This window comes from Pseudomonas sp. ArH3a, assembly GCF_022648765.1.
Lineage (GTDB): Bacteria > Pseudomonadota > Gammaproteobacteria > Pseudomonadales > Pseudomonadaceae > Aquipseudomonas.
This window is the reverse complement of record NZ_CP080330.1, coordinates 6,494,696-6,517,661: the sequence shown is the minus strand read 5'-3', so window position 1 is coordinate 6,517,661 and position 22,966 is coordinate 6,494,696. Positions and strand designations below refer to the sequence as shown.

22 protein-coding genes and 1 riboswitch are annotated in these 22,966 nt (G+C 60.7%); of the genes, 10 read left to right on the top strand and 12 right to left on the bottom strand.

What is annotated here, in order from left to right; all coding sequences use genetic code 11:
• Window positions 1–52 precede the first annotated feature (52 nt).
• From K0P33_RS30065 to ahcY, 4 genes are all read right to left on the bottom strand, one after another.
• Window positions 53–1,945: a DEAD/DEAH box helicase gene (locus tag K0P33_RS30065; RefSeq protein ID WP_094949124.1), complete on the bottom strand. Its 1,893-nt coding sequence runs from the start codon at window positions 1,943–1,945 to the stop codon at window positions 53–55.
• Between the two features lie 221 nt (window positions 1,946–2,166).
• Window positions 2,167–2,958 carry a transporter substrate-binding domain-containing protein gene (locus K0P33_RS30060; protein WP_094949123.1) on the bottom strand — a complete coding sequence of 264 codons (792 nt, stop codon included), beginning with the start codon at window positions 2,956–2,958 and terminating at the stop codon, window positions 2,167–2,169.
• 130 nt (window positions 2,959–3,088) lie between these two features.
• Window positions 3,089–3,934 carry a methylenetetrahydrofolate reductase [NAD(P)H] gene (gene metF, locus K0P33_RS30055; RefSeq protein ID WP_242153206.1) on the bottom strand — a complete coding sequence of 282 codons (846 nt, stop codon included), beginning with the start codon at window positions 3,932–3,934 and terminating at the stop codon, window positions 3,089–3,091.
• Between the two features lie 154 nt (window positions 3,935–4,088).
• The gene (ahcY, locus tag K0P33_RS30050) at window positions 4,089–5,498 is read right to left on the bottom strand and encodes an adenosylhomocysteinase (protein WP_094949121.1); all 1,410 of its coding nucleotides are present in this window, start codon (window positions 5,496–5,498) and stop codon (window positions 4,089–4,091) included.
• Window positions 5,499–5,519: 21 nt separating this feature from the next.
• Window positions 5,520–5,624, bottom strand: a riboswitch (S-adenosyl-L-homocysteine riboswitch).
• Between the two features lie 201 nt (window positions 5,625–5,825).
• Here ahcY and K0P33_RS30045 point away from each other — a divergent pair.
• Window positions 5,826–6,230, top strand: coding sequence for a hotdog domain-containing protein (locus K0P33_RS30045; RefSeq protein ID WP_064454506.1), 405 nt, complete (start codon window positions 5,826–5,828; stop codon window positions 6,228–6,230).
• A 76-nt stretch (window positions 6,231–6,306) separates the two neighbouring features.
• On the top strand, window positions 6,307–7,194 hold the full coding sequence (locus tag K0P33_RS30040; RefSeq protein ID WP_094949120.1) for a formate/nitrite transporter family protein: 888 nt from the start codon (window positions 6,307–6,309) through the stop codon (window positions 7,192–7,194).
• On the opposite strand, the gene K0P33_RS30035 is transcribed toward K0P33_RS30040, so the two are convergent.
• Window positions 7,188–8,447, bottom strand: a complete 1,260-nt coding sequence (locus tag K0P33_RS30035) for a sodium:proton antiporter (protein WP_094949119.1) — start codon at window positions 8,445–8,447, stop codon at window positions 7,188–7,190. The genes K0P33_RS30040 and K0P33_RS30035 overlap by 7 nt on opposite strands.
• A gap of 195 nt (window positions 8,448–8,642) precedes the next feature.
• Between K0P33_RS30035 and K0P33_RS30030 the strand changes: the two genes are divergently transcribed.
• Window positions 8,643–9,029, top strand: coding sequence for an MAPEG family protein (locus K0P33_RS30030; RefSeq protein ID WP_094949118.1), 387 nt, complete (start codon window positions 8,643–8,645; stop codon window positions 9,027–9,029).
• Window positions 9,030–9,102: 73 nt separating this feature from the next.
• Here K0P33_RS30030 and K0P33_RS30025 read toward each other — a convergent pair whose 3' ends face one another.
• Window positions 9,103–10,287 (bottom strand): murein transglycosylase A, encoded by a 1,185-nt coding sequence (locus K0P33_RS30025; RefSeq protein ID WP_242153203.1) that lies wholly within the window; start codon window positions 10,285–10,287, stop codon window positions 9,103–9,105.
• A gap of 129 nt (window positions 10,288–10,416) precedes the next feature.
• Here K0P33_RS30025 and K0P33_RS30020 point away from each other — a divergent pair, with 129 nt between their 5' ends.
• Window positions 10,417–10,866 carry a cytochrome c gene (locus K0P33_RS30020; RefSeq protein ID WP_242153199.1) on the top strand — a complete coding sequence of 150 codons (450 nt, stop codon included), beginning with the start codon at window positions 10,417–10,419 and terminating at the stop codon, window positions 10,864–10,866.
• Between the two features lie 6 nt (window positions 10,867–10,872).
• Here the strand turns inward: K0P33_RS30020 and K0P33_RS30015 are convergent, their stop codons facing one another.
• The 5 genes from K0P33_RS30015 to K0P33_RS29995 form a co-directional block, all read right to left on the bottom strand.
• Window positions 10,873–11,268, bottom strand: coding sequence for a DUF1090 domain-containing protein (locus K0P33_RS30015; protein ID WP_094949115.1), 396 nt, complete (start codon window positions 11,266–11,268; stop codon window positions 10,873–10,875).
• Window positions 11,269–11,338: 70 nt separating this feature from the next.
• Entirely contained in the window at window positions 11,339–13,009 is a 1,671-nt protein-coding gene (gene ligB, locus K0P33_RS30010; RefSeq protein WP_242153196.1) for an NAD-dependent DNA ligase LigB, read from the bottom strand.
• A gap of 89 nt (window positions 13,010–13,098) precedes the next feature.
• Window positions 13,099–13,446, bottom strand: coding sequence for a DUF1090 family protein (locus K0P33_RS30005; RefSeq protein ID WP_094949114.1), 348 nt, complete (start codon window positions 13,444–13,446; stop codon window positions 13,099–13,101).
• A gap of 217 nt (window positions 13,447–13,663) precedes the next feature.
• Window positions 13,664–14,854: a methionine adenosyltransferase gene (gene metK, locus K0P33_RS30000; RefSeq protein ID WP_083356355.1), complete on the bottom strand. Its 1,191-nt coding sequence runs from the start codon at window positions 14,852–14,854 to the stop codon at window positions 13,664–13,666.
• 19 nt (window positions 14,855–14,873) lie between these two features.
• A complete protein-coding gene (locus tag K0P33_RS29995; protein ID WP_242153192.1) occupies window positions 14,874–15,869 on the bottom strand; it encodes a metalloregulator ArsR/SmtB family transcription factor in 996 nt (331 codons plus the stop codon).
• 260 nt (window positions 15,870–16,129) lie between these two features.
• Here K0P33_RS29995 and tkt point away from each other — a divergent pair, with 260 nt between their 5' ends.
• From tkt to fba, 6 genes are all read left to right on the top strand, one after another.
• The gene (gene tkt / locus K0P33_RS29990) at window positions 16,130–18,127 is read left to right on the top strand and encodes a transketolase (RefSeq protein ID WP_094949112.1); all 1,998 of its coding nucleotides are present in this window, start codon (window positions 16,130–16,132) and stop codon (window positions 18,125–18,127) included.
• Window positions 18,128–18,264: 137 nt separating this feature from the next.
• The gene (epd, locus tag K0P33_RS29985; RefSeq protein ID WP_242153189.1) at window positions 18,265–19,320 is read left to right on the top strand and encodes an erythrose-4-phosphate dehydrogenase; all 1,056 of its coding nucleotides are present in this window, start codon (window positions 18,265–18,267) and stop codon (window positions 19,318–19,320) included.
• 26 nt (window positions 19,321–19,346) lie between these two features.
• Complete coding sequence (locus K0P33_RS29980) at window positions 19,347–20,510, top strand: phosphoglycerate kinase (protein WP_242153186.1); 1,164 nt, start codon at window positions 19,347–19,349, stop codon at window positions 20,508–20,510.
• A 29-nt stretch (window positions 20,511–20,539) separates the two neighbouring features.
• Window positions 20,540–20,767 (top strand): hypothetical protein, encoded by a 228-nt coding sequence (locus K0P33_RS29975; protein ID WP_094949109.1) that lies wholly within the window; start codon window positions 20,540–20,542, stop codon window positions 20,765–20,767.
• 61 nt (window positions 20,768–20,828) lie between these two features.
• Window positions 20,829–21,161, top strand: coding sequence for an MliC family protein (locus tag K0P33_RS29970; RefSeq protein ID WP_094949108.1), 333 nt, complete (start codon window positions 20,829–20,831; stop codon window positions 21,159–21,161).
• Window positions 21,162–21,438: 277 nt separating this feature from the next.
• Window positions 21,439–22,503: a class II fructose-bisphosphate aldolase gene (fba, locus tag K0P33_RS29965; protein WP_003177554.1), complete on the top strand. Its 1,065-nt coding sequence runs from the start codon at window positions 21,439–21,441 to the stop codon at window positions 22,501–22,503.
• A gap of 60 nt (window positions 22,504–22,563) precedes the next feature.
• On the opposite strand, the gene K0P33_RS29960 is transcribed toward fba, so the two are convergent.
• Complete coding sequence (locus K0P33_RS29960) at window positions 22,564–22,857, bottom strand: fructose-bisphosphate aldolase (protein ID WP_242153183.1); 294 nt, start codon at window positions 22,855–22,857, stop codon at window positions 22,564–22,566.
• Between the last annotated feature and the right edge of the window lie 109 nt (window positions 22,858–22,966).

Here is a 22,966-nt window from a genome sequence, read left to right as displayed (position 1 = left end):
CGGATGCAAAAACGCCCCGATTAATCGGGGCGTTTTTTTTGCCGTCTAAAACTCAGCGGTTGCGGGTGAGCAGCGCTGGTTTTTCACCACGAGGGCGGCCTGGCAACTGATCCAGCTGCTCAGGTGTCGGGAAGCGGTCAGCTTTCGACTCCTTGTGGATGATCTTCGGCGCCGGGCCACCGCGCGGGTTCTGCACGGCGGGTTCGGACAGACTCGGCTGCTCATCACGGGCTGGGCGGCGGTTGTTGCTGCGCGAATCGTCGCGACGAGCTTGGCCGTCACGTGGCGCACCGCTACGTGGACCGCTGCGCTTGGCAGGCGGAGTGCCGGTGGTGCCGCCGCTGCTGTTGCGCGGAGCATTCTGACGACCGCCCTGTGGCTGGCCGCCACGTGGAGCGCCGGAACCTGTGCCCGCGCCCGGCGCTGGTGCACCTGGACGACGGCCACGGCCCTGGGCCGGCTTGGCCTGGGGCACGTAGTCGACGCGGTTACCGAAGTTATCCACGTCGTCGTCGAGGAACTCGTCCGGCGCGCGGTCGGCTGTGGCGCGTGGCGGTTGGCTCGGCTGGCGCTGTTCGCGGGCCGGGGTGCCTTCACGGGGCTTTTGCTCACGGGCTGGGCGTTCGCCACGGCCGTTGGTAGGCGCTTTTTCCTTGCCGCCTTTGTCTTTGCCCTTATCGCGACGACCACCGCCACCACCGCCGCCGTTCGGGCCATCGCCCTTCGGACCGCGTGGGTTGCGTGGGTTGCGCACATCCGGACGCTCGCGCACTTCAGGCTTCTCAGCCTCAACGGCGCTTGAGTCGAAGCCCATCAGGTCGCCGTCGGCGATTTTCTGCTTGGTCATGCGCTCGATGCTTTTCAGCAGCTTTTCTTCGTCCGGTGCGACCAGGGAAATGGCCTCGCCCGAACGACCAGCCCGGCCGGTACGGCCGATACGGTGCACATAGTCTTCGTCGACGTTTGGCAGTTCGAAGTTGACCACGTGTGGCAACTGGTCGATATCCAGGCCGCGGGCGGCGATATCGGTGGCAACCAGGATGCGCACTTCACCGGCCTTGAAGTCAGCCAGGGCTTTGGTGCGCGCGTTCTGGCTCTTGTTGCCGTGGATGGCGACGGCGGTGAGGCCGTGCTTGTCCAGGTACTCGGCCAGGCGGTTGGCGCCGTGCTTGGTGCGGGTGAACACCAGCACCTGTTCCCAGGCGCCTGCGGTGATCAGGTGGGCCAGCAGCGAACGCTTGTGGCTGGCGGCCAGGCGGAAGACACGCTGCTCGATACGCTCAACCGTGGTGTTCGGCGGCGTGACTTCAATGCGCTCTGGGTTGTGCAACAACTTGCCCGCCAAAGCGGTGATGTCGTTGGAGAACGTGGCCGAGAACAGCAGGTTCTGACGTTTGGCCGGCAGGCGCGCGAGGACCTTTTTCACGTCATGGACAAAGCCCATGTCGAGCATACGGTCGGCTTCGTCCAGCACGAGGATTTCCACGTGGGACAAGTCAACGCTGCCTTGGCCGCACAGGTCGAGCAAGCGACCCGGGCAGGCGACCAGCACGTCAACACCGCGGGACATGGCCTGAACCTGTGGGTTCATGCCGACGCCGCCGAAGATGCAAGCGCTGACGAACTTCAAGTCGCGGGCATACAGCTTGAAGCTGTCGTGCACTTGGGCGGCGAGTTCGCGGGTAGGGGTCAGGACCAGTACGCGCGGTTGGCGCGGACCGTGACGCTGGGATTTGTCCGGGTGACCGTTGGGGAACAAGCGCTCCAGAATCGGGAGGGCGAAACCACCGGTTTTACCAGTACCTGTCTGAGCCGCAACCATCAGGTCGCGACCTTGCAACACGGCGGGAATGGCCCGCTGTTGCACCGGAGTAGGCTCGGTATAGCCCGCCGCCTCGATGGCGCGGACTAAAGCCTCGGAGAGACCGAGGGAAGCAAAGGACATGAGTAATCCTGTTTTAGTTAGGGCTTGGCCCAAAGGGATAATCTTGCCGGGCGTGAATGGCGCTTAGGGGAGCGCAACCCCGTCCGGTCCTGCTGCGTCTGGCGGGCACTCCACTGGCTCGCGCGGGCTGAAAGCTGCGCAGTAGCTAGGTTAGGTGCCTTTTTCAAGACCTCAGCGGCCGGGCGTGAGCCTGGCGGAAAGGTCGGAGTATAACAGAGCAATCACGGCGCGCCGCTTTCCTGCTGCTCAACGGTGTGTTCTGAGGCCGTAATCGCTTGAATTCCGCCATATTTGGCGCTCAAGGCGGCGTAGGTGGGCTCTTGTTTAAAGCGCTTGAGCTCGGCGGCGAAGCGTTGCACCAGCAGGTCCATGCCCGCGCCACGGCGCACGGCGAGAAATTGCGGCTGGCGGCTGACCACGAGGGGCGCCTGGCTGACCTTGCCTTCCAGGCCCATGGCCTTGATCACATGCTGGCCGACCCGGCGGTCCGTGATCACCAGATCGACACGCCCCAGCGACAGTTTGCCGAAGTTGGCTTCATGGCTGGGCGCCGGCTCGCGGTTGAACAGGGTGGAGTCGCTGAAGGCGTCGCCATACAGGTAGCCCGGCGAATTGCCGACAGTCAGCCCGCGCAGGTCGTCGAGGGTTTCGGCCGGGTGAGGGCGGTCGTTGGCGTAGAACAGTACGAACTCGACGTCCGACAGCGGCTCGCTGGGGTAAAGCAGCAGGGCGTCGCGCTCATGGCTGTGGAAAATGTCCAGCGCGCCATCGGCGTGGCCTTGCTCGAGCATGGCCAGGCAGCGTTTCCAGGGCAGGAATTGCCACTCCACGTCCACGCCCAGGCGCTGGAACACGATCACCGTGGTTTCATAATCCAGGCCGCGCATGCTGCCGTTATCGTCGTACACATAAGGTGCCCAGGGCTCGGTGACAATGCGCAATTTCTCGCCGTAAGCGGTGAAGCTCAGGCAAGTAAAAAGCACAGCGGTCAACAGCTTAAGAATGACGGGCATACCCTGAGGTTACGATGCTAGAGCGCTAAAGAGAAGCTCTGGCACGAGCATTTGCGAGCGAGTCGATGTGGCGTATTTAAAACCAAAAGGCCCTCGTATTGACGAGGGCCCTTGAGTAACGGAGCAAGCCTTAGCGCGGCAGCTTGAGGTTGTTCCAGATGGCCAGGCTAGGCTCAGCCTGGTTCAGGGTGTAGAAGTGCAACCCTGGTGCGCCACCTTGCAGCAGTTGTTCGCACATCTGGCTGATAACCTGCTCGCCGAATGCCTGGATGCTCTTGACGTCATCGCCATAGGCTTCCAGTTGCTTGCGCACCCAGCGTGGGATTTCAGCACCGCAAGCGTCGGAGAAGCGCGCCAGCTTGCTGTAGTTGGTGATCGGCATGATGCCCGGCACGATCGGGATGTTCACACCCATGGCCCGTACACGCTCGACGAAGTAGAAGTAGCTGTCGGCGTTGAAGAAGTACTGGGTGATCGCGCTGTTGGCGCCGGCGTTGGCCTTGCGCACGAAGTTCTGCAGATCGTCTTCGAAATTGCGTGCCTGGGGGTGCATCTCCGGGTAAGCCGCCACTTCGATATGGAAGTGATCGCCGCTCTCTTCACGGATGAAACTCACCAGGTCATTGGCGTAGCGCAGCTCGCCGCTGGCCATGCCCATGCCGGACGGCAAGTCACCACGCAGGGCGACGATGCGCTTGATGCCGGCTTGTTTGTACTGGGTCAGCAGGCTGCGCAGGTCGGCCTTGCTGTCGCCTACGCACGACAAGTGCGGAGCGGCGGGAATTTTGACTTCGCTTTCCAGCTGCAACACGGTGTTGATCGTGCGATCACGGGTAGAGCCGCCGGCGCCGTAGGTGCAGGAGAAGAAGTCGGGGTTGTAGCTGGCCAACTGCTTGGCAGTCGCCATCAGTTTTTCATGCCCAGCATCGGTCTTGGTCGGGAAGAACTCGAAGCTGTAGCGACGGTCTTGGGACATGGTCGTACCTATGGAAACTCAGAATACCGGTGTGGGAGCGGGCTTGCCCGCGATGCAGTCACCTCGGTGTTTCAGTCATACCGAGGCGATGCTATCGCAGGCAAGCCAGCGCCCACAAAAGCCAGCTCCCCTATGGAAGCTGGCACTAGGCCGATCAGTAGCGGTAAGCGTGCGGCTTGAACGGACCTTCGACGGTCACGCCGATGTAGTCGGCCTGGGTCTTGGTCAGTTGAGTCACCACGCCGCCGAAGCCGCGGACCATTTCCAGGGCCACTTCTTCGTCGAGTTTCTTCGGCAGCACTTCCACGGTCAGGCGCTCGGCTTTCTGGGCTGGCGACAGGTCGGCGTACTTCTGGTCGAACAGGAAGATTTGCGCCAGTACCTGGTTGGCGAACGAGCCGTCCATGATGCGGCTTGGGTGGCCGGTGGCGTTGCCCAGGTTAACCAGGCGGCCTTCAGCCAGCAGGATCAGGTAGTCGTCGTTCTGTGGGTCGAAATCACCCGCACCGGTACGGTGAACCTTGTGTACCTGTGGCTTCACTTCTTCCCATGCCCAGTTTTTGCGCATGAAAGCGGTGTCGATTTCGTTGTCGAAGTGACCGATGTTGCACACCACGGCGCGCTTTTTCAGGGCCTTGAGCATGTTCGCGTCGCAAACATTGACGTTACCGGTGGTGGTCACGATCAGGTCGATCTTGCCCAGCAGGGCCTTGTCGATGCTGGCTGCAGTGCCGTCGTTGATGCCGTCGATGAACGGCGAAACCACTTCGAAACCGTCCATGCAGGCTTGCATGGCGCAGATCGGGTCAACTTCGGAGACCTTAACGATCATGCCTTCCTGACGCAGGGACTGGGACGAACCCTTGCCCACGTCACCGTAGCCGATCACCAGGGCTTGTTTGCCCGACAGCAGGTGGTCGGTACCGCGCTTGATCGCATCGTTCAGGCTGTGACGGCAGCCGTACTTGTTGTCGTTCTTGCTCTTGGTCACCGAGTCGTTGACGTTGATGGCCGGGATTTTCAGCTCGCCCTTGGCCAGCATGTCCAGCAGGCGGTGCACGCCGGTGGTGGTTTCTTCGGTCACGCCGTGGACGCGGTCGAGAATCTGCGGGTACTTCTTGTGCAGCAGCTCGGTCAGGTCGCCGCCGTCGTCGAGGATCATGTTGGCGTCCCATGGCTTGCCATCTTTCAAGATGGTTTGCTCCAGGCACCACTCGTACTCTTCTTCGGTCTCGCCTTTCCAGGCATAAACCGCGATACCGGCAGCAGCGATAGCGGCAGCGGCCTGGTCTTGAGTCGAGAAAATGTTGCAGGACGACCAACGCACTTCGGCGCCCAGGGCAACCAGGGTTTCGATCAGTACGGCAGTCTGGATGGTCATGTGGATGCAGCCGAGGATCTTCGCGCCTTTGAGCGGAAGCTCTGCGGCGTACTTGCGGCGCAGGCCCATCAAGGCAGGCATTTCGGATTCGGCGATAAAGGTTTCGCGACGGCCCCAGGCAGCGAGGGACATGTCGGCGACTTTGTAGTCGTTGAAATCTGCAGGCGTAATTACAGCGCTCATGAAGAGCCTCCATTCGTAGTGTGCGAATGGGCGCCGTTGTGCGTTTAGTATCCAGCCAGTAACCAGGCTGGACAACGCCCCATCCGAGCCTGACAGGTTGAACCTGCTGCAGCGCCCCTCGGACAGGTGGCGGGAGAACGGAATAGCCGTTCGAAATCGGAGACGATTATAGCTTTCTTTGTCCGGCTAGTGGCAAGCGACAAGCTACAAGCGGCAAGTTAAAACGATTCGGCTTTTACTTGCAGCTTGCAGCTTGCAGCTTGTCGCTTAAAACTTGAAGCTGGGGCCATTACTCTATCTCCCAAGCACCTCAACCCCGGAGCCCCCATGAACTTCCACACCCGCAAATGGGTAAAACCTGAAGACCTCAACCCCAACGGCACCCTGTTCGGCGGCAGCTTGCTGCGCTGGATCGATGAAGAAGCGGCCATTTATGCGATTGTCCAATTGGGCAACCAGCGGGTGGTGACCAAGTACATCTCCGAAATCAACTTCGTCAGCGCCTCGCGCCAGGGCGATATCATCGAGCTGGGCATCACCGCCACCGAGTTCGGCCGCACCTCGATCACCCTGACCTGCGAAGTGCGCAACAAGATCACCCGCAAGAGCATTTTGACCGTGGAAAAAATGGTCTTCGTCAACCTGGGTGAAGACGGCTTGCCGGCGCCCCACGGCCGTACCGAGATCAAGTACGTGAAAGACCAGTTTCAAGAAGACGGCATCAAAGACTAATCGTGTGGCTGACCAGTGAACGCTCTTGATGGGCGACAGGTCGTACCTGAACAACACCCCCGTTCAGGTACGACCCATGGCCACGCAAGAAGACGGCAAGACCCCCAACTTGTCGCAGGAAGAGCAACACGACGTCGACAAGAACCAGCCGCCTCGCGCGGCAGTGCTGCACGAAATCATCCGTACTCAGGGCGATCAGGAACTGGAGCGCAGCGTCGCCGCTTTATGGTGGTCGGCGTTGGCCGCCGGCCTGACCATGGGCTTGTCGTTGATGGGGATGGGCCTGCTAAATTCACGGCTGCCGGACGGTGAAGGGTTCAAGGTGATTGCCAGCTTCGGTTACTGCGCAGGTTTTCTGGCGGTGATCCTCGCCCGTCAGCAGTTGTTTACCGAAAACACCCTGACGGCCGTGCTGCCGGTAATGAGCAAGCCCACCCTGAGCAATGCCGGGCGATTGCTGCGGTTGTGGACGGTGGTGCTAGTCGGCAACCTGTGCGGCACCTTGCTGGTGGCCTACGTGATGCTGCACTTGCCGATCTTCGACACCAAGACCGACATGGCCTTCCTCGAAATCGGCCGTAAGGTCATGGAAAACGACCCCGGCCAGATGTTCGCCAAGGGCATAATTTCCGGCTGGATGATCGCCACCATGGTGTGGATGATCCCGTCCATGGAAAGCGCGAAGATGTTCATCATCGTCCTGATCACCTACCTGATGGCGCTTGGGGATTTCACCCATATCGTGGTGGGTTCGGCGGAAGTCTCGTACCTGGTATTTGCCGGCGAACTACCGTGGAAGGACTTCTGGCTGATATTTGCCGGGCCGACCCTGGCGGGCAATATCATCGGCGGCAGTTTTATCTTTGCCCTGATCAGCCATGCGCAGATTCGCAGCGAAAGCAGCTTGCCGGGCAAAGCGGCTGCGGACCCGAGGCATCCGCAGCAGATCAACAAGGGTCAGTGAGGCTCAGGCGTGGCCTGGGGCTCGTCCCGGGTCACGCGCTTGACCAGCTTGCCGATGCTCAACCCCTGCAACAGGATCGACGACAGCACCACGATGTAGGTGATGCTCAGCAACAGGTCGCGCTCCGGGCCCAGTGGCAAGGCCAGCGCCAGTGCCACCGAAACCCCGCCGCGCAAGCCGCCCCAGGTGAGGATGCGGATGGTGCCGCGCGGCACTGTGCGCCAGCGGCGCAGCAGCAGGATCGCCGGGGCCACGGTCAGTAGGCGTGAGAGCAAAATCGCCACGGCCAGCAAACTGGCGGCCAAGACGTGCAGCCAGTTGAACGGCAACAGCAACAGCTCCATGCCGATCAGCGCGAACAGCAGGGCGTTGAGCATGTCATCAAGCAATTCCCAGAAGCCGTCCAGATAGCGTCGGGTCATGTCGTTCATCGCCAGCGTGCGGCCCAGGTTGCCGATGATCAGCCCAGCGACCACCATCGCAATCGGCGCCGAGACGTGCAGTTCGGTGGCCATTGCCGAGCCGCCGATCACCAGCGCCAGGGTCAGCATGACTTCGATCTGGTGTTGCTCGATGCTCTTGATCATCAAGTACACCAAGTAGCCGATCAGCCCGCCGAACACCACACCGCCAATCGCCTCATGGGCGAACAGCATGGCGGTGGCGCCCACGGTCGGTGTTTCGCCTAACTGCGCGATGCCCAGCAGCACGGTAAACACCACCACGGCCGTACCGTCGTTGAACAGTGACTCGCCGACAATGGTGGTTTTCAGCGGTTTCGACGCGTTGGCGGTTCGCAGCACACCCAACACCGCAATCGGGTCGGTGGGCGAAATCAGCGCGCCGAACAGCAGGCAGTAGAGGAAGCTCACGTGCCAGCCAAACAGGGCAAAGATGTAGTACGCCAAGCTGCCGATTACCACGGTGGCAATCAACACGCCGAAGGTCGCCAGCAGGCCGATGGGCCAGCGGTAACTGCGCAGGTCGTTCAAGTTGACGTGCAAGGCGCCGGCGAACAGCAGGAACGACAGCATCCAATTCATCAGCAGGTCGCCGAAGTCGATCTGGCCGATTAACTGCTGGATACGTTCTTCCAGGCCTGGGTAGCCGATAAAACTCAGGCCTTGCAGGAGCAGCGAGAACAGCAGGGCCGTGACCATCACACCGATGGTGGGCGGCAGGCCGATAAAACGGAAGTTCACATACGTGAGCAGGGTGGTGAGGCAAATGAAGGCGGCGACAAGTTCAAGCATCCGGGGTCCTTGGAAGGTGGAGTGAGCGTTAGTTAATGGGTGGATGGACCGCAGCAGTGGCGGGAGGTTGCAAGCCATGGGGCAGAAGGCCGGTAGAACCTTTTGCGGTGGCGTGGTTCATAGCGGTTAAGTGCGGCGTGGCATTTTTAGTGCTAAAACTCTAACCGCTGGCTAAAACTACAAAAGGAATCAGTAATGACGGTGGCTTTCTGGTGTGTGTTGATCGCAATTTTCCTGCCTTACCTGTGCACGGGTGTGGCCAAGTTCAGCGGCGGCAAGTTCGGCCCACGCCAGAACCACGACCCCCGCGGCTTCCTGGCCACGCTCGAGGGGTTCGCCAAACGCGCCCACAATGCGCAACTCAACAGCTTTGAAGTGACACCTGCGTTTTCGGCGGCGGTGATCATTGCGCACCTGGCCGGCACGGCCTCGCTGGTGACCATCAATGTGCTGGCGGTGTTGTTTATCACCAGCCGCTTGCTGTACGTCATTTGCTACCTGGCGGACTGGGCGATGCTGCGCTCGCTGGTGTGGGCGGTGGGCATGGCGTTGATTGCGAGTTTCTTTTTTGTCTCGATCTAAGGCTTAACGCAGCGAGCGGGCTTGTTTGTGGCGAGCGGGCTCGCCACAGCAAGCCCGCTCCCACACTTGATCTTCAGGTTCCGGCAGGCGCATCCGGCACCTGCGGCAACGCCGCGCCCTTCGGCCACAACATCCAGATCTGCCCCTGCTGCTTCATATTCCCGGCCAATTCCCCCGCCGCATCGCCGGTGCCCCAGAACAAGTCCGCGCGCACTTCGCCGATGATTGCCCCGCCGGTGTCTTGGGCGGCCACAGGTCGGGCAATCGGCGAGCCGTCAGGTTTGGTGGTCGACAACCATAGCAGGCTGCCGAGCGGGATCACTTTGCGGTCCACCGCCACGCTGTAGCCGGCCGTCAACGGCACATTCAGCGAGCCGCGTGGGCCTTCATTGCTGTCCGGGCGGGCACTGAAGAATACGTAGCTGGGGTTGCTCGCCAGCAGTTCGGGGATGCGCTGCGGATGTGCCTTGGCCCACGCACTGATCGCACCCATGGTCACGTCTTCTTTCTTCAGTTCGCCTTGCTCCACCAGCCAGCGGCCGATCGGGCGGTAAGGGTGGCCGTTCTGGTCGCCATAACCCACGCGCAGTTGGCGCCCGCTCGCCAGTTGAATGCGGCCCGAGCCTTGGATCTGCAGGAATTGCAGGTCCATCGGGTTGGTCAGCCAGGCAATCGGCTTGGCGCTGGAGCCTTGGCCGTTGATGGTGTTGGCGTCGTCATAAGGTTTGAGCACACGGCCTTCGAGGCGACCGCGCAGGCGCTTGCCCTTGAGTTCCGGGTAGATGCTTTCCAAGTTGACGATGATCAAGTCATCCGGCACGCCATACACCGGCACATGGGCAGTGGCGGTTTCGGTCAGGCTGCCGGGGTACACCGGTTCGTAGTAGCCGGTGATCAAGCCGTTGGGCGTGTTATCGGCCGAACGCAGGCCGAACACATCCAGGCGCTCTTTGAGGAAGCTGCGCACCGCCGGGGCATTACCCGGCACGGTCGCCGCCGCCGCACATGTCGCGCCCCAGGTCGGATCAGCCTTGAGGCGTTGGCAAGCGCTGCGCCAGGATTCAAACCCGGCCAACAGGTCGCTGTCGGAAACAGCCGGCAGCGCGTCCCACGGTGCATTTACATAGGTGGCGACGGCATGAGGTTTAACGGTTTCATCTTTGCCGGCGTCTTTGCCGCCATCGCAACCGGCCAGCAGTGCAATCATCGGCAGAGCCCAGGCCAGGCGGCGGCTCCAAGGTTTCAAGGTGACATTCATACACGCAATTCCTGAAGCGATTGCCCGCGCCGTAGCGCTTTTGGGCAACCCTTATTAATAATAGGGCTATTGGCCTTTACGGGCGGGGCGAGGATACTGGCCGCCGTTTTCCGTGACCTTGAAGCCATGATGACCTTTAAAAAACTGACCCTGGTATTGCTGGCCTGCCTGACCTTGTCCGCCTGTGGCGGTGTTGATCCGAACTCGCCCTTGGGTCAGCGCAAGGCGATTTTCAAACAGATGCTCAAGACCGGCGAAGACCTGGGCGGCATGTTGCGTGGGCGTCTGCCGTTCGACGGCGCGAAGTTCGCCGAAGGCGCGGTCAAGCTCGATGCGTTGTCCCACGAACCGTGGAAACATTTCCCGAGCGTGCGCGAAGAAGATCACACCAGCGCCAAGGACAACGTGTGGCAGCAACAGGCACGTTTCCAGGAACTGGCCCGAAACCTTGAAGCGGCCACCGGTGAATTGGTGATCGCAAGCCAGGTGCAGCCTTACAAGGACAGCAATCTGGGGCCTGCGGTGCAGAAAGTCGAAGATGCCTGCACGGCTTGCCATAAACAGTTTCGGGACCACTGACCGGGCTTACTGGTCGAGTTCTTCGACGGCGTCCTGCAGTTCTTTGCGCGACTGGGCGAGCTTGTCTTTGCGCTTGTTGATCTTGTCCGCATCGCCCTTTTTCATGGCTTTGTCGAGGTCGGCCTGACGGCGGCTGACTTCGTGCTTGGCGTCGAGCACTTTGTTTTCACGCTCTTTACGCAAGGACGCGTCGGTGCAATGGGCGGTGACTTCACTCAGGGCTTTTTCCAGGCCTGCCTGTTGTTCGCTGTTGCCATGGGCCTTGGCTTGCTCGATCTGGGTGCTGATGGCTTGGCGCTTGGCGGCGCAGCCGGCCAGGGGTTGTGCATCTTCAGCGGCCAGCAGTGGCGTAGTCATGAAGCTTGCGACGGTGAGCAAGGCAAGCGGGGCAAGGAATTTCATGTGAGGCTCCAGAAACGCAATTAAATGGCAGGGTGAATTCTGCCGAGGGTTAGAGGTGGCAAGGCCGGGTTTAAAACCCTTCAACCCCCGCCACGCGTAATGTTTCAGCCAAAGCCTGTACCTGCGGGTCGCGAAAAAAAGCGCTCAGTTGCGCTGCGCGGCCCGGGCCGATGCCGTCGGTAGCCAGCCAGGCCTGGGTGTCTTTGGCGGCCAGGGTCTGCCAGCCGCCAGCCAGGTCGTTACGTGCCGAAGGCGGTACGCCCAGGGCTTTGAGCCATTGTGCAAAGGGCCGTTGCCGCGCGCTTTGAAGGCTGTTGAGCAATCGCGCACGGCTGCGATCACCGAAGCCCTCAATGTTAGCAAGCTCTGCCGCATCCAGGGTCAACCAATCGAGAATGCCTACGATTAGACCCGCCTGGATCAAGGCGTTCCAGGTCTCGCGGCCGATATGCGGCAAGGACAAGCCCTGGCTGCCGCTTAACCAGGCCAGGCGCGCCAGCAATTGTTCCTCACAGCCGGGGTCCAGTTGCCAGCAGCTCAACGCGTGAAAGTCCCGTGCATCGGGCGCTTGCACCTGCACCCTGGTTTCATTGCGCAGGATCACCTGCTCCAACTGTGGGATCACTTGGCCGGCAAGGCTGATGGACACCTGATCGCCGGGCCGGATATCCAGCGTTTGCCAGCGTTTCAGCGAGCCGACGCTGACGCGGCTGATTTGCCGATCGTCCAGTTGCACCGGCTCCAGTTCCAGGATAGGTGTAATGCGCCCGGTGCGGCCGATCTTGAACTGTACCTTGCGCACCAGCGCCAGCGCCTTGGCGGCCGGGTACTTCCAGGCGACCGCCCAGTAAGGCGTGCTGGCTTGCCAGCGTTTGGCGGGTGCGCGCAACGCTTGGTGCAACACCACGCCATCGCTGGCGAAAGGCAGTGGGTGGTTGTACCAGTACGTGCGCCAGTGCGCGGCATCGGTGATGTTTTCGATAGGCTGGCTGTAGCGACGGCTGTCGGTAAAGCCCCAGCGCGCCAAGGTGTCCAGGCGCTCGGTGAAGTCGGTTGGGCCGTCAGGCCAGGCCCAGACGAATAAGCCGATCCTCGCGGCCTCGGTATCGCTCAGCTGCCGGCGGTTCATCAAACCGGCCACTTTGCTGCGTGCATTCAGCCCGCCATCGGTTGACTGCACATGATCGTCGAGGCGCCAGTAGAGTTCGCCTTGCAGCACCAGGTTGATGGGCTCAGGCAGTTGCTGGAGGATGCCGGGAATCTGCCGTGCGGCAGTTGACCAGTCCTGGCCGAGCAGGCCATTACCTCGGCTGATAAGTCGGCTCAACCGGCCCTGGCGATAGACCAATGTCACTGCAACGCCGTCGACCTTGGGTTGAACCCACACGTCTCGGCGTGTCCTGAGCCAGTCATCGACTGCCTGCTCATTCAACAGCTTTTCCAGACCGGTATGAGCGACTGGGTGCGGTTGCGTACCCCGTGAACTCGCCAGAGGGTTGTCAGCCGCCTTTGGCGTTTGGGTGAAACATTGGCGCCAGTGAGCCAGGCGCAGGCGGGCCTGATCGTAGAGCTCGTCGCTGACCGGGGATTGGCCAAGTCGGTGATAGCTGTCATCCCACAGCTTGATCTGTTCAGCCAGAGTGTCGACCTGTGAGCGGGCTTCTTCGGGGCATTCTTCGGCCCACGCCAAAAAAGGTAGGGCGCTGAGTAAAAGCGTAATCAGTAAACGCACGATGAGCATCCTTGCTCGAGAAGGGTGCCCAGCCTAAGTGATCCACACCGCCATAAAAAAGCCCCGCCAGTGCGGGGCTTTTTACCGGGTGTTTCAGATTACTTGAACAGACCGCCCAGTGCTTTCACGGTGTCGTTCTTATCGGCCTTAGCTTCCTGTGTTTGCTGCTTGGCGTCGACTTTGGCTTGGGTTTCAGCAAGTTTGTTGCAACCTTTGTTGACCTGGTCCTGCGCTGCTTTAAACGCCTTCACTTTCAGGGTGTCGTTCGCGGCTTCGGCGGCATCGATCTTGGTTTGCAGGTCTTTGGCTTGCTGCTGGCAGTTGCCGGAGTTGCCGCCCAATTGGGAGCTCAGGGCGCCACTCAATGCGCTCAGGTCGGCGGCATGCGCCGGCAGGGTGAACAGGCTGAGCAGAAGGGCGGCAGGGGCGAGCGTGGAAATGCGCATGAAAACCTCAATGTTCGATTGCCTGCGCGTTTATCTGTCCCGGGCTGGCGCAGGGCAATATCCAAGTAAGGTGAAGGGCCCGAGAGGGCGCGGATTCTAGAGGGCCATTATTTGGCCTGCAAGCATTGGATCCAAAAACATGAGCATCGCTGGTTAATCATCCGGCAATAAAAAAGCCCCGCCGGTAAACCGACAGGGCTTTGTGTACCGCGAGCGATTACAGACCGGCAGCCGTGCGCAGGTCGTTGGCGCGGTCGGTTTTTTCCCAGGTAAACGTGGTGAAGGTGTCGTCGCCGACAGTCTTCTGTGCAGGCGTGCGACCGAAGTGGCCGTAGGCTGCAGTTTCCTGGTACATCGGGTGCAGCAGGTCGAGCATGGTGGTGATCGCGTAAGGACGCAGGTCGAAGATCTCACGCACCAGCTTGACGATCTTGTCATCGCTGATCTTGCCGGTGCCGAAGGTATTCAGCGAGATCGACGTAGGCTGGGCCACGCCGATAGCGTAGGAAACCTGGATTTCGCAACGCTCGGCCAGGCCGGCCGCGACGATGTTCTTGGCCACGTAACGACCGGCGTACGCCGCCGAGCGGTCAACCTTGGACGGGTCTTTACCCGAGAACGCGCCACCGCCGTGACGGGCCATGCCGCCGTAGCTGTCGACGATGATCTTGCGGCCGGTCAAACCGCAGTCGCCCACTGGGCCGCCGATGATGAACTGGCCGGTCGGGTTGATGTGGAACTGGGTGTCTTTGCTCAGCAGTTCGGCAGGCAGTACGTGCTTGACGATCAGCTCCATGACGCCTTCGCGCAGGTCGGCGTAGGAAACATCCGGGTTGTGCTGGGTCGACAGCACAACCGCGTCGATACCCACGACTTTGCCGCCTTCGTAACGGCAGGTTACTTGGGACTTGGCGTCCGGGCGCAGCCATGGCAGCAGGCCGGATTTACGCGCTTCGGCTTGGCGCTGCACCAACTGGTGCGAGAAGGTGATCGGCGCCGGCATCAGTACATCAGTTTCGTTGCTGGCGTAGCCGAACATCAGGCCCTGGTCGCCGGCACCCTGATCTTCAGGCTTGGCACGGTCCACACCTTGGTTGATGTCGGGCGACTGCTTGCCGATGATGTTCATCACGCCGCAGGTCGCGCCGTCGAAGCCGACGTCGGAGCTGTTGTAGCCAATGTCAGTGATCACGTCACGGACGATCTGTTCCAGGTCGACCCAGGCGGTGGTGGTGACTTCGCCGGCGATGATCGCCACGCCCGTTTTCACCAGAGTCTCGCACGCCACACGGGCGAACTTGTCTTCAGCAATGATGGCGTCCAGCACCGCGTCAGAAATCTGGTCGGCGATTTTGTCCGGATGCCCTTCAGACACGGACTCGGAGGTGAAAAGGGAGTATTCGCTCATCTCGATGTTTTCCTGATATTTACCGATGGTGAGTGTCGCCAGCCGGCCGCTGAAAATGGCGGACCTGAATCTGGAAACCATTACGTAAACCTACATAGAGGCTTTCCCCGGGAACGAGTCCCGCAGCGGTGGCCCAACGGGCCAGATCGTCCTGTTCAAAACCCAACCAGAGATCACCGCAGGCCTCCTTGGCCCAACTCTGGTTGTGGCTGCATAAATCTGTGACCAGCAGGCTACCGCCGGGTTGCAGCAAATTTGCCATCTGCTTGAGGGCGTCGGCAGGGGCGGCGAAATGGTGCAAGACCATGTTCAGCACCACGCAATCGGCCCGCAGGCTGGTGTCATTCAACGCGTCCGCCAGTTGCAGGCTGACGTTGCCCAGTGCTTCGCGCTCACAGAGCTGGCGCGCCAGTTCGAGCATCGCCGGGCTGTTATCCAGCGCGGTGACGTGCGCAAAGCGGCGTGCCAGTTCTGGCAGGAAACCGCCATCACCAGGGCCGACTTCCAGCGCCGTGGCCTCATCACTGAAGCCTAGCTTGTCCAGCAGTGCCAGTACGCTTTCGCGGTACTGCGGCAACCCTGCGATCAAGTCCTGCTGGGCGCGAAACTTCTCGGCGACCCGTGAGAAAAAGTCCTGGCTGGCAGCGGCGCGTTGCCCGTGGACTTGGCTGATGCGCGACTGCACTTCAGTCGGCAGGCTCAAGTTGTCCACTTCTTCGAGCAGGGCGGTGTGCAGCTTGCCGCCGAGCAGTTCAGTGTGGGGCAGGGCGCGGCGGTAAAAAATCGCATTGCCTTCACGGCGAGTAGCCACCAGATCGGCCTGGGCCAAGACCTTGAGGTGGTGGCTCATGCCGGACTGGCCGATGGCGAAGATCTGCGCCAGTTCCAATACACCGAAAGAGTCGTTGGCCAGTGCGCGCAATACGTTCAGGCGCAACGGATCACCAGCGGCCTTGCACAAGGCAGCCAGCTCATCGCCGTCGTCGGAACGTAGGGAGGGCACGGGTAGGTTCATAAGGCCAGCAGTCTAGTGACGGGTGGAACTCCCCGCAAGACCAATATCAAAAAGTTTTGATATTGGTCGATAATCGGTAGTTATGAGCAGCCGCTATAACCTTTAGACGAAGCCGGGGCGCTTTTCTGCAAGGGAATGCCGGGCAAACCGCAGGAAAAACACCTACAAGTGACTATCTATCATTGCCCGCAGGCGGTGGCTGAGGGAAAATGCCGGTCCTTTTTTCCGTTTCTTTTATTCAACCCCCTAGGAGATCAGCGATGCCCAGCCGTCGTGAGCGTGCCAACGCCATTCGTGCCCTCAGCATGGATGCCGTGCAAAAAGCCAACAGCGGCCATCCCGGTGCCCCGATGGGCATGGCGGATATCGCCGAGGTACTTTGGCGTGACTACCTGAAACACAACCCGAGCAACCCGTCGTTCGCCGACCGTGACCGCTTCGTGCTGTCCAACGGCCATGGCTCGATGCTGATCTATTCGCTGCTGCACCTGACCGGCTACGACGTCACCATTGATGACCTCAAGAGCTTCCGCCAGCTGCACAGCCGCACCCCGGGCCACCCGGAATTCGGCTACACCCCAGGCGTCGAGACCACGACCGGTCCCCTGGGCCAAGGCCTGGCCAACGCCGTGGGCTTCGCCCTGGCTGAAAAAGTATTGGGCGCGCAGTTCAACCGCCCTGGCCACAACATCGTCGACCACCACACCTACGTGTTCCTGGGTGATGGCTGCATGATGGAAGGCATTTCCCACGAAGTCGCTTCCCTGGCCGGCACCCTTGGCCTGGGCAAGCTGATCGCTTTCTACGATGACAACGGCATCTCCATCGACGGCGAAGTCGAAGGCTGGTTCACCGACGACACCCCGAAGCGTTTCGAAGCCTACAACTGGCAGGTGATCCGCAACGTCGACGGCCACGATCCGGAAGAGATCAAGACCGCCATCGACACCGCGCGCAAAAGCGAGCAGCCGACCCTGATCTGCTGCAAGACCACCATCGGCTTCGGCTCGCCGAACAAGCAAGGTAAAGAAGACTGCCACGGCGCCCCACTGGGTGACGCGGAAATCGCCCTGACCCGCGAAGCACTGAAGTGGAACCACGGCCCGTTCGAAATCCCGGCTGACATCTACGCCGAGTGGAGCGCCAAGGAAAAAGGCCTGGCGACCGAAGCCGAGTGGGACCAGCGTTTTGCAGCCTACTCCGCCGAATTCCCGGAACTGGCCAACGAACTGGTGCGCCGCCTGGCCGGTGACCTGCCTGCCGACTTCTCGGAAAAAGCATCGGCCTACATCGCCGAAGTCGCGGCCAAGGGCGAGACCATCGCCAGCCGTAAAGCCAGCCAGAACACCCTGAACGCCTTTGGCCCATTGCTGCCGGAAATTCTTGGCGGTTCGGCTGACCTGGCCGGTTCCAACCTGACCCTGTGGAAAGGTTGCAAAGGTGTCTCGGCTGAAGACGCCAGCGGCAACTACATGTACTACGGCGTGCGCGAGTTCGGCATGAGCGCCATCATGAACGGCGTGTCCCTGCACGGCGGCCTGGTGCCTTACGGCGCAACCTTCCTGATGTTCATGGAATACGCACGTAACGCCGTACGTATGGCCGCGCTGATGAAGAAGCGTGTTATCCATGTGTACACCCACGACTCCATCGGCCTGGGCGAAGACGGCCCGACGCACCAGCCGGTCGAGCAACTGACCAGCCTGCGCACCACGCCGAACCTGGATTGCTGGCGCCCAGCCGACGCGGTCGAATCCGCCGTGGCCTGGAAGCACGCCATCGAGCGTAAGGACGGCCCTTCGGCGCTGATCTTCTCGCGCCAGAACCTGCAGCACCAAGTGCGTACCGACGCGCAGATCGCTGCGATCAGCCGTGGTGGCTACGTGCTCAAGGACTGCGTTGGCGAGCCGGAGCTGATCCTGATCTCCACCGGTTCCGAAGTGGGCCTGACCGTTCAGGCGTACGACAAGCTGACTGCCCAGGGCCGTAACGTGCGCGTTGTGTCCATGCCGTGCACCAGCCTGTTCGAAGCCCAGGATGCTGACTACAAGCAATCGGTTCTGCCGTTGCAGGTCAGTGCGCGTATCGCCATCGAAGCGGCTCACGCCGACTACTGGTACAAGTACGTGGGCCTGGAAGGCCGCGTGATCGGCATGACCACCTACGGTGAGTCGGCGCCGGCGCCAGCGTTGTTCGAAGAGTTCGGCTTCACCCTGGAAAACATCCTGGGTCAGGCTGAAGAGCTGCTGGAAGACTAAGTCAGTCTGCGTTGTTTGCACTGGCGCTATCGCGGGCAAGCCCGCTCCCACATTTGATCTCGGTCTAAGGTGGGAGCGGGCTTGCCCGCGATGGCGTCAGAACATTCAACTCCGAACTAACATTGATCGAGAACCCCATGCCCCAACCGCGTCCCTACAAAGTTGCACTCAACGGCTACGGCCGCATTGGTCGTTGCGTCTTGCGTGCTCTGTTCGAGCGAGGGGCGGCGGCCGGGTTTGAAATTGTGGCGATCAACGATTTGGCCGACATGGCCAGCATCGAATACCTGACACGCTTTGACTCCACCCATGGCCGGTTCCCCGGCGAAGTGCGGGTTGAAGGCGATTGTCTGCATATCAATGGCGACTGCGTGAAAGTCTTGCGCAGTGCCACCCCCGAGGGCATCGACTGGGCGGCGCTGGGCGTCGACCTGGTGTTGGAATGCTCCGGTGCTTACCACACCCGTGCCGATGGCCAGCGTTTTCTCGACGCCGGCGCACCGCGTGTGTTGTTTTCCCAGCCGATGGCCAGCGAGGCGGATGTCGACGCCACCATCGTCTACGGCATCAACCAGGATTGCCTGACCGGCGCCGAGCTGCTGGTGTCCAACGCCTCCTGCACCACCAATTGCAGCGTGCCGCTGTTGCGCCTGCTGGATCAGGCGATCGGCCTGGATTACGTGTCGATCACCACGATTCACTCGGCGATGAACGACCAGCCGGTCATCGACGCCTATCACCACGAAGACCTGCGCCGCACACGCTCGGCGTTCCAGTCGGTGATTCCGGTGTCTACCGGCCTGGCTCGCGGCATCGAAAGATTGTTACCGGAACTTGCCGGGCGAATTCAGGCCAAAGCCGTACGCGTGCCGACAGTGAACGTGTCGTGCCTGGATATCACCATGCAAACTGTCAGTGACACCGATGCCACTGAGGTCAACCGGATACTGCGCGACGCCGCCACCAGCGGCCCGCTCAAGGGGCTTTTGGCCTACACCGAGTTGCCGCACGCCAGTTGTGATTTCAACCATGACCCGCATTCGGCCATTGTCGATGCCAGCCAGACCCGCGTTTCCGGCCCACGGCTGGTGAACATCCTGGCTTGGTTCGACAACGAATGGGGGTTTGCCAACCGAATGCTGGATGTTGCCGAACATTATCTGCACATCGCCTCTGCTAAATCAGCCCTTTAAATCAGCCAATTCAGGAACTGCGACCCATGACCGTGTTGAAGATGACCGACCTCGATCTGCAAGGTAAGCGCGTACTGATTCGCGAAGACCTCAACGTCCCAGTCAAGGACGGTGTTGTCACCAGCGATGCGCGAATCCTGGCCTCGCTGCCGACCATCAAGCTGGCCCTGGAAAAAGGCGCGGCCGTGATGGTCTGCTCCCACCTGGGTCGCCCGACCGAAGGTGAGTTTTCCGCCGAAAACAGCCTCAAGCCGGTCGCTGACTACCTGAGCAAGGCCTTGGGCCGCGATGTGCCGCTGGTGGTTGACTACCTGGGTGGCGTCGACGTTAAGCCTGGCGACATCGTGTTGTTCGAAAACGTGCGCTTCAACAAGGGCGAGAAAAAGAACAGCGACGAACTGGCCCAGCAATATGCGGCCCTGTGCGACGTGTTCGTGATGGACGCCTTCGGCACCGCGCACCGCGCTGAAGGCTCGACCCACGGCGTGGCCAAGTTCGCCAAAGTCGCCGCTGCTGGCCCACTGCTGGCTGCTGAACTGGATGCACTGGGCAAAGCCCTGGGCGCTCCGGCCCAGCCAATGGCCGCCATCGTTGCCGGTTCCAAAGTCTCCACCAAGCTGGACGTGCTCAACAGCCTGAGCCAGATCTGCAACCAGCTGATCGTCGGCGGCGGCATTGCCAACACCTTCCTGGCGGCTGCCGGCCACCCGGTGGGCAAGTCACTGTACGAACCGGACCTGCTCGACACCGCCCGCGCCATCGCTGCCAAAGTCAGCGTACCGCTGCCGGTGGACGTGGTGGTTGCCAAGGAATTTGCTGAAAGCGCCGCAGCCACCGTCAAGCTCATCGCTGACGTGGCGGCCGACGACATGATCCTGGACATCGGCCCGCAAACCGCAGCCAATTTCGCTGAGTTGCTGAAGTCCTCCAAGACCATTTTGTGGAACGGCCCGGTTGGCGTGTTCGAGTTCGATCAGTTCGGCAACGGCACCAAAGTACTGGCGCACGCCATTGCTGAAAGCTCGGCCTTCTCCATCGCCGGTGGTGGCGACACCCTGGCGGCCATCGATAAATATGGCGTTGCTGACCAAATCTCCTACATTTCTACCGGTGGCGGCGCGTTCCTCGAATTCGTCGAAGGCAAAGTTCTGCCAGCCGTTGAAGTGCTGGAAACCCGAGCCAAAGGCTAAGGCTCGTGATCCGGAAAAGGAGCATTCCCATGATCAAGTCGTTGGCACTGGTGATCGCAGCGGGCCTGTTGGCCGGCTGCGGCAGCACGCCAAGCGCTAAGCCTGCGGGCGCAGAGTCTGCGCCGGGGCAGAAAAAGAGCTGCTACCAGGCTGACTGGCAAGCCGAAACCATGCCGGTGATCAACAAGCGCATCGGCAACGAACGGCTGGAGCAATACGGCGCCGCGCCCAACGGTCAGGAACAGGGTTGCCCCTGACGGGTCTGATCAACTAACCGACAGCAGTGGCGGCCCTTGGGCCGTCGTTCGAGGATTGGCAATGAAAGGCGTTTTCGCCCTGGCAGCCCTGGCTTTATTGGCCGGTTGCAGCAACATGAACATGTTCAACAAGGCAGAGCCTGCCGACAAGTGGACCACTTGGACCTGCGACAGCAAGGCCGAGGTCAACTGGCGCTTTGCCAACCAGGCTCGTTCCGAAGTGGATGTACGCCTCGGCGGTTCGGACCAGGTTTACCGTCTTAAAGAAGACGTTGCCGCCTCGGGCGTGCTGTACAGCAACGACCAGTTGGCGTTTCACACAAAAGGTGAAGAAGGCCTGATTTACTGGGTCGCCACCGATGATTTGATCGGGCGAGGCTGCAAAGCTCAGTGAGAACACTATCTCAAGATAAATGAGATCTAAATGTGGGAGCTGGCTTGCCTGCGATTGCGGTGGGTCAGCAAAACAAATGTTGTCTGATCTGCCCCTATCGCAGGCAAGCCAGCTCCCACATTGATCGGCTTTTTCAGTGGCGTTAGCACACGGCCATGCCAGCAATAACGATTCAGCAGGCCAAGCCTTAACCCCTTGATCTGCAATAACTTGAATAGCAGCCGCCGCTACGGCAGGCTTGCACGATTAACGACCCTCGATCGGGAGAGACAACACAATGGCACTTATCAGCATGCGTCAAATGCTGGACCACGCAGCCGAGTTCGGCTACGGCGTCCCAGCTTTTAACGTCAACAACCTTGAGCAGATGCGCGCCATCATGGAAGCCGCTGACAAGACCGACTCCCCAGTGATCGTCCAGGCTTCGGCCGGTGCCCGCAAATACGCTGGCGCGCCTTTCCTGCGTCACCTGATCCTCGCCGCGATCGAAGAATTCCCGCACATCCCGGTGTGCATGCACCAGGACCACGGCACCAGCCCTGACGTGTGCCAGCGCTCCATCCAACTGGGCTTCAGCTCTGTGATGATGGACGGCTCCCTCGGCGAAGACGGCAAGACCCCAACCGACTACGAGTACAACGTACGCGTTACCCAACAAACCGTGGCCATGGCTCACGCCTGCGGCGTTTCGGTTGAAGGCGAACTGGGCTGCCTGGGTTCGTTGGAAACCGGTATGGCCGGCGAAGAAGACGGTATCGGCGCCGAAGGCGTGCTGGATCACAGCCAGATGCTGACCGACCCGGAAGAAGCCGCTGACTTCGTCAAGAAGACCCAGGTGGACGCCCTGGCCATCGCCATCGGCACCAGCCACGGCGCCTACAAGTTCACCAAGCCGCCTACCGGCGACGTGCTGGCTATCGACCGTATCAAGGAAATCCACAAACGCATCCCGAACACACACTTGGTGATGCACGGTTCTTCCTCGGTACCGCAAGAGTGGCTGGCGATCATCAACCAGTACGGCGGCGACATCAAAGAAACCTACGGCGTACCGGTTGAAGAAATTGTCGAAGGCATCAAGTACGGCGTGCGCAAGGTCAACATCGACACCGACCTGCGCCTGGCGTCCACCGGTGCGATGCGTCGCCTGATGGCTACCAACCCGAGCGAATTTGACCCACGTAAATTCTTCGGCGCCACCGTGACCGCGATGCGTGATGTATGTATCGCGCGTTATGAAGCGTTTGGTACGGCCGGTAATGCTTCGAAGATCAAGCCGATCTCCTTGGAAGCGATGTACCAGCGTTACCTCAAAGGTGAGTTGAACGCTAAGGTGAACTGAGCCTAAGGCGTTTGAAAAGAAGCCCGCAGCGATGCGGGCTTTTTTGTGGCTGGGATTTGATCAGGCCGCGTCAGGTGTATCGAAGCCGCGGCGCTCAATCACCCGGAACACATCACTCACGTCCTGCACCAGAATGCGCGCGGTGTTGGCCACGTTGTTCAGGTCGCGCTCGGCGAAGTCCGGCAGGCTGGAGCAGGCGATCAGGTTGAGGTGTTCGAGGGCGGCGTTGAGGCGTTCGCGCAGGCAGGCGTGGAGTTCAAGCAGTGGGGCGTCGCTGTCGATTAACAGTACGGGGTAATCGGTTGCGGTTTCGGTGCATGGGGTGAAGCGGCGGGGTGGCAGTTGTTGGGTCATGGTGAATCCTTAACTCGGGAGAAGAATGACCACCGTTTGCTGCGAAACAAATTGGGTGGCAGCTGTACGCGGGTTCGCAGACCGAGGAGTTAAGACCCGGCAGACCCGA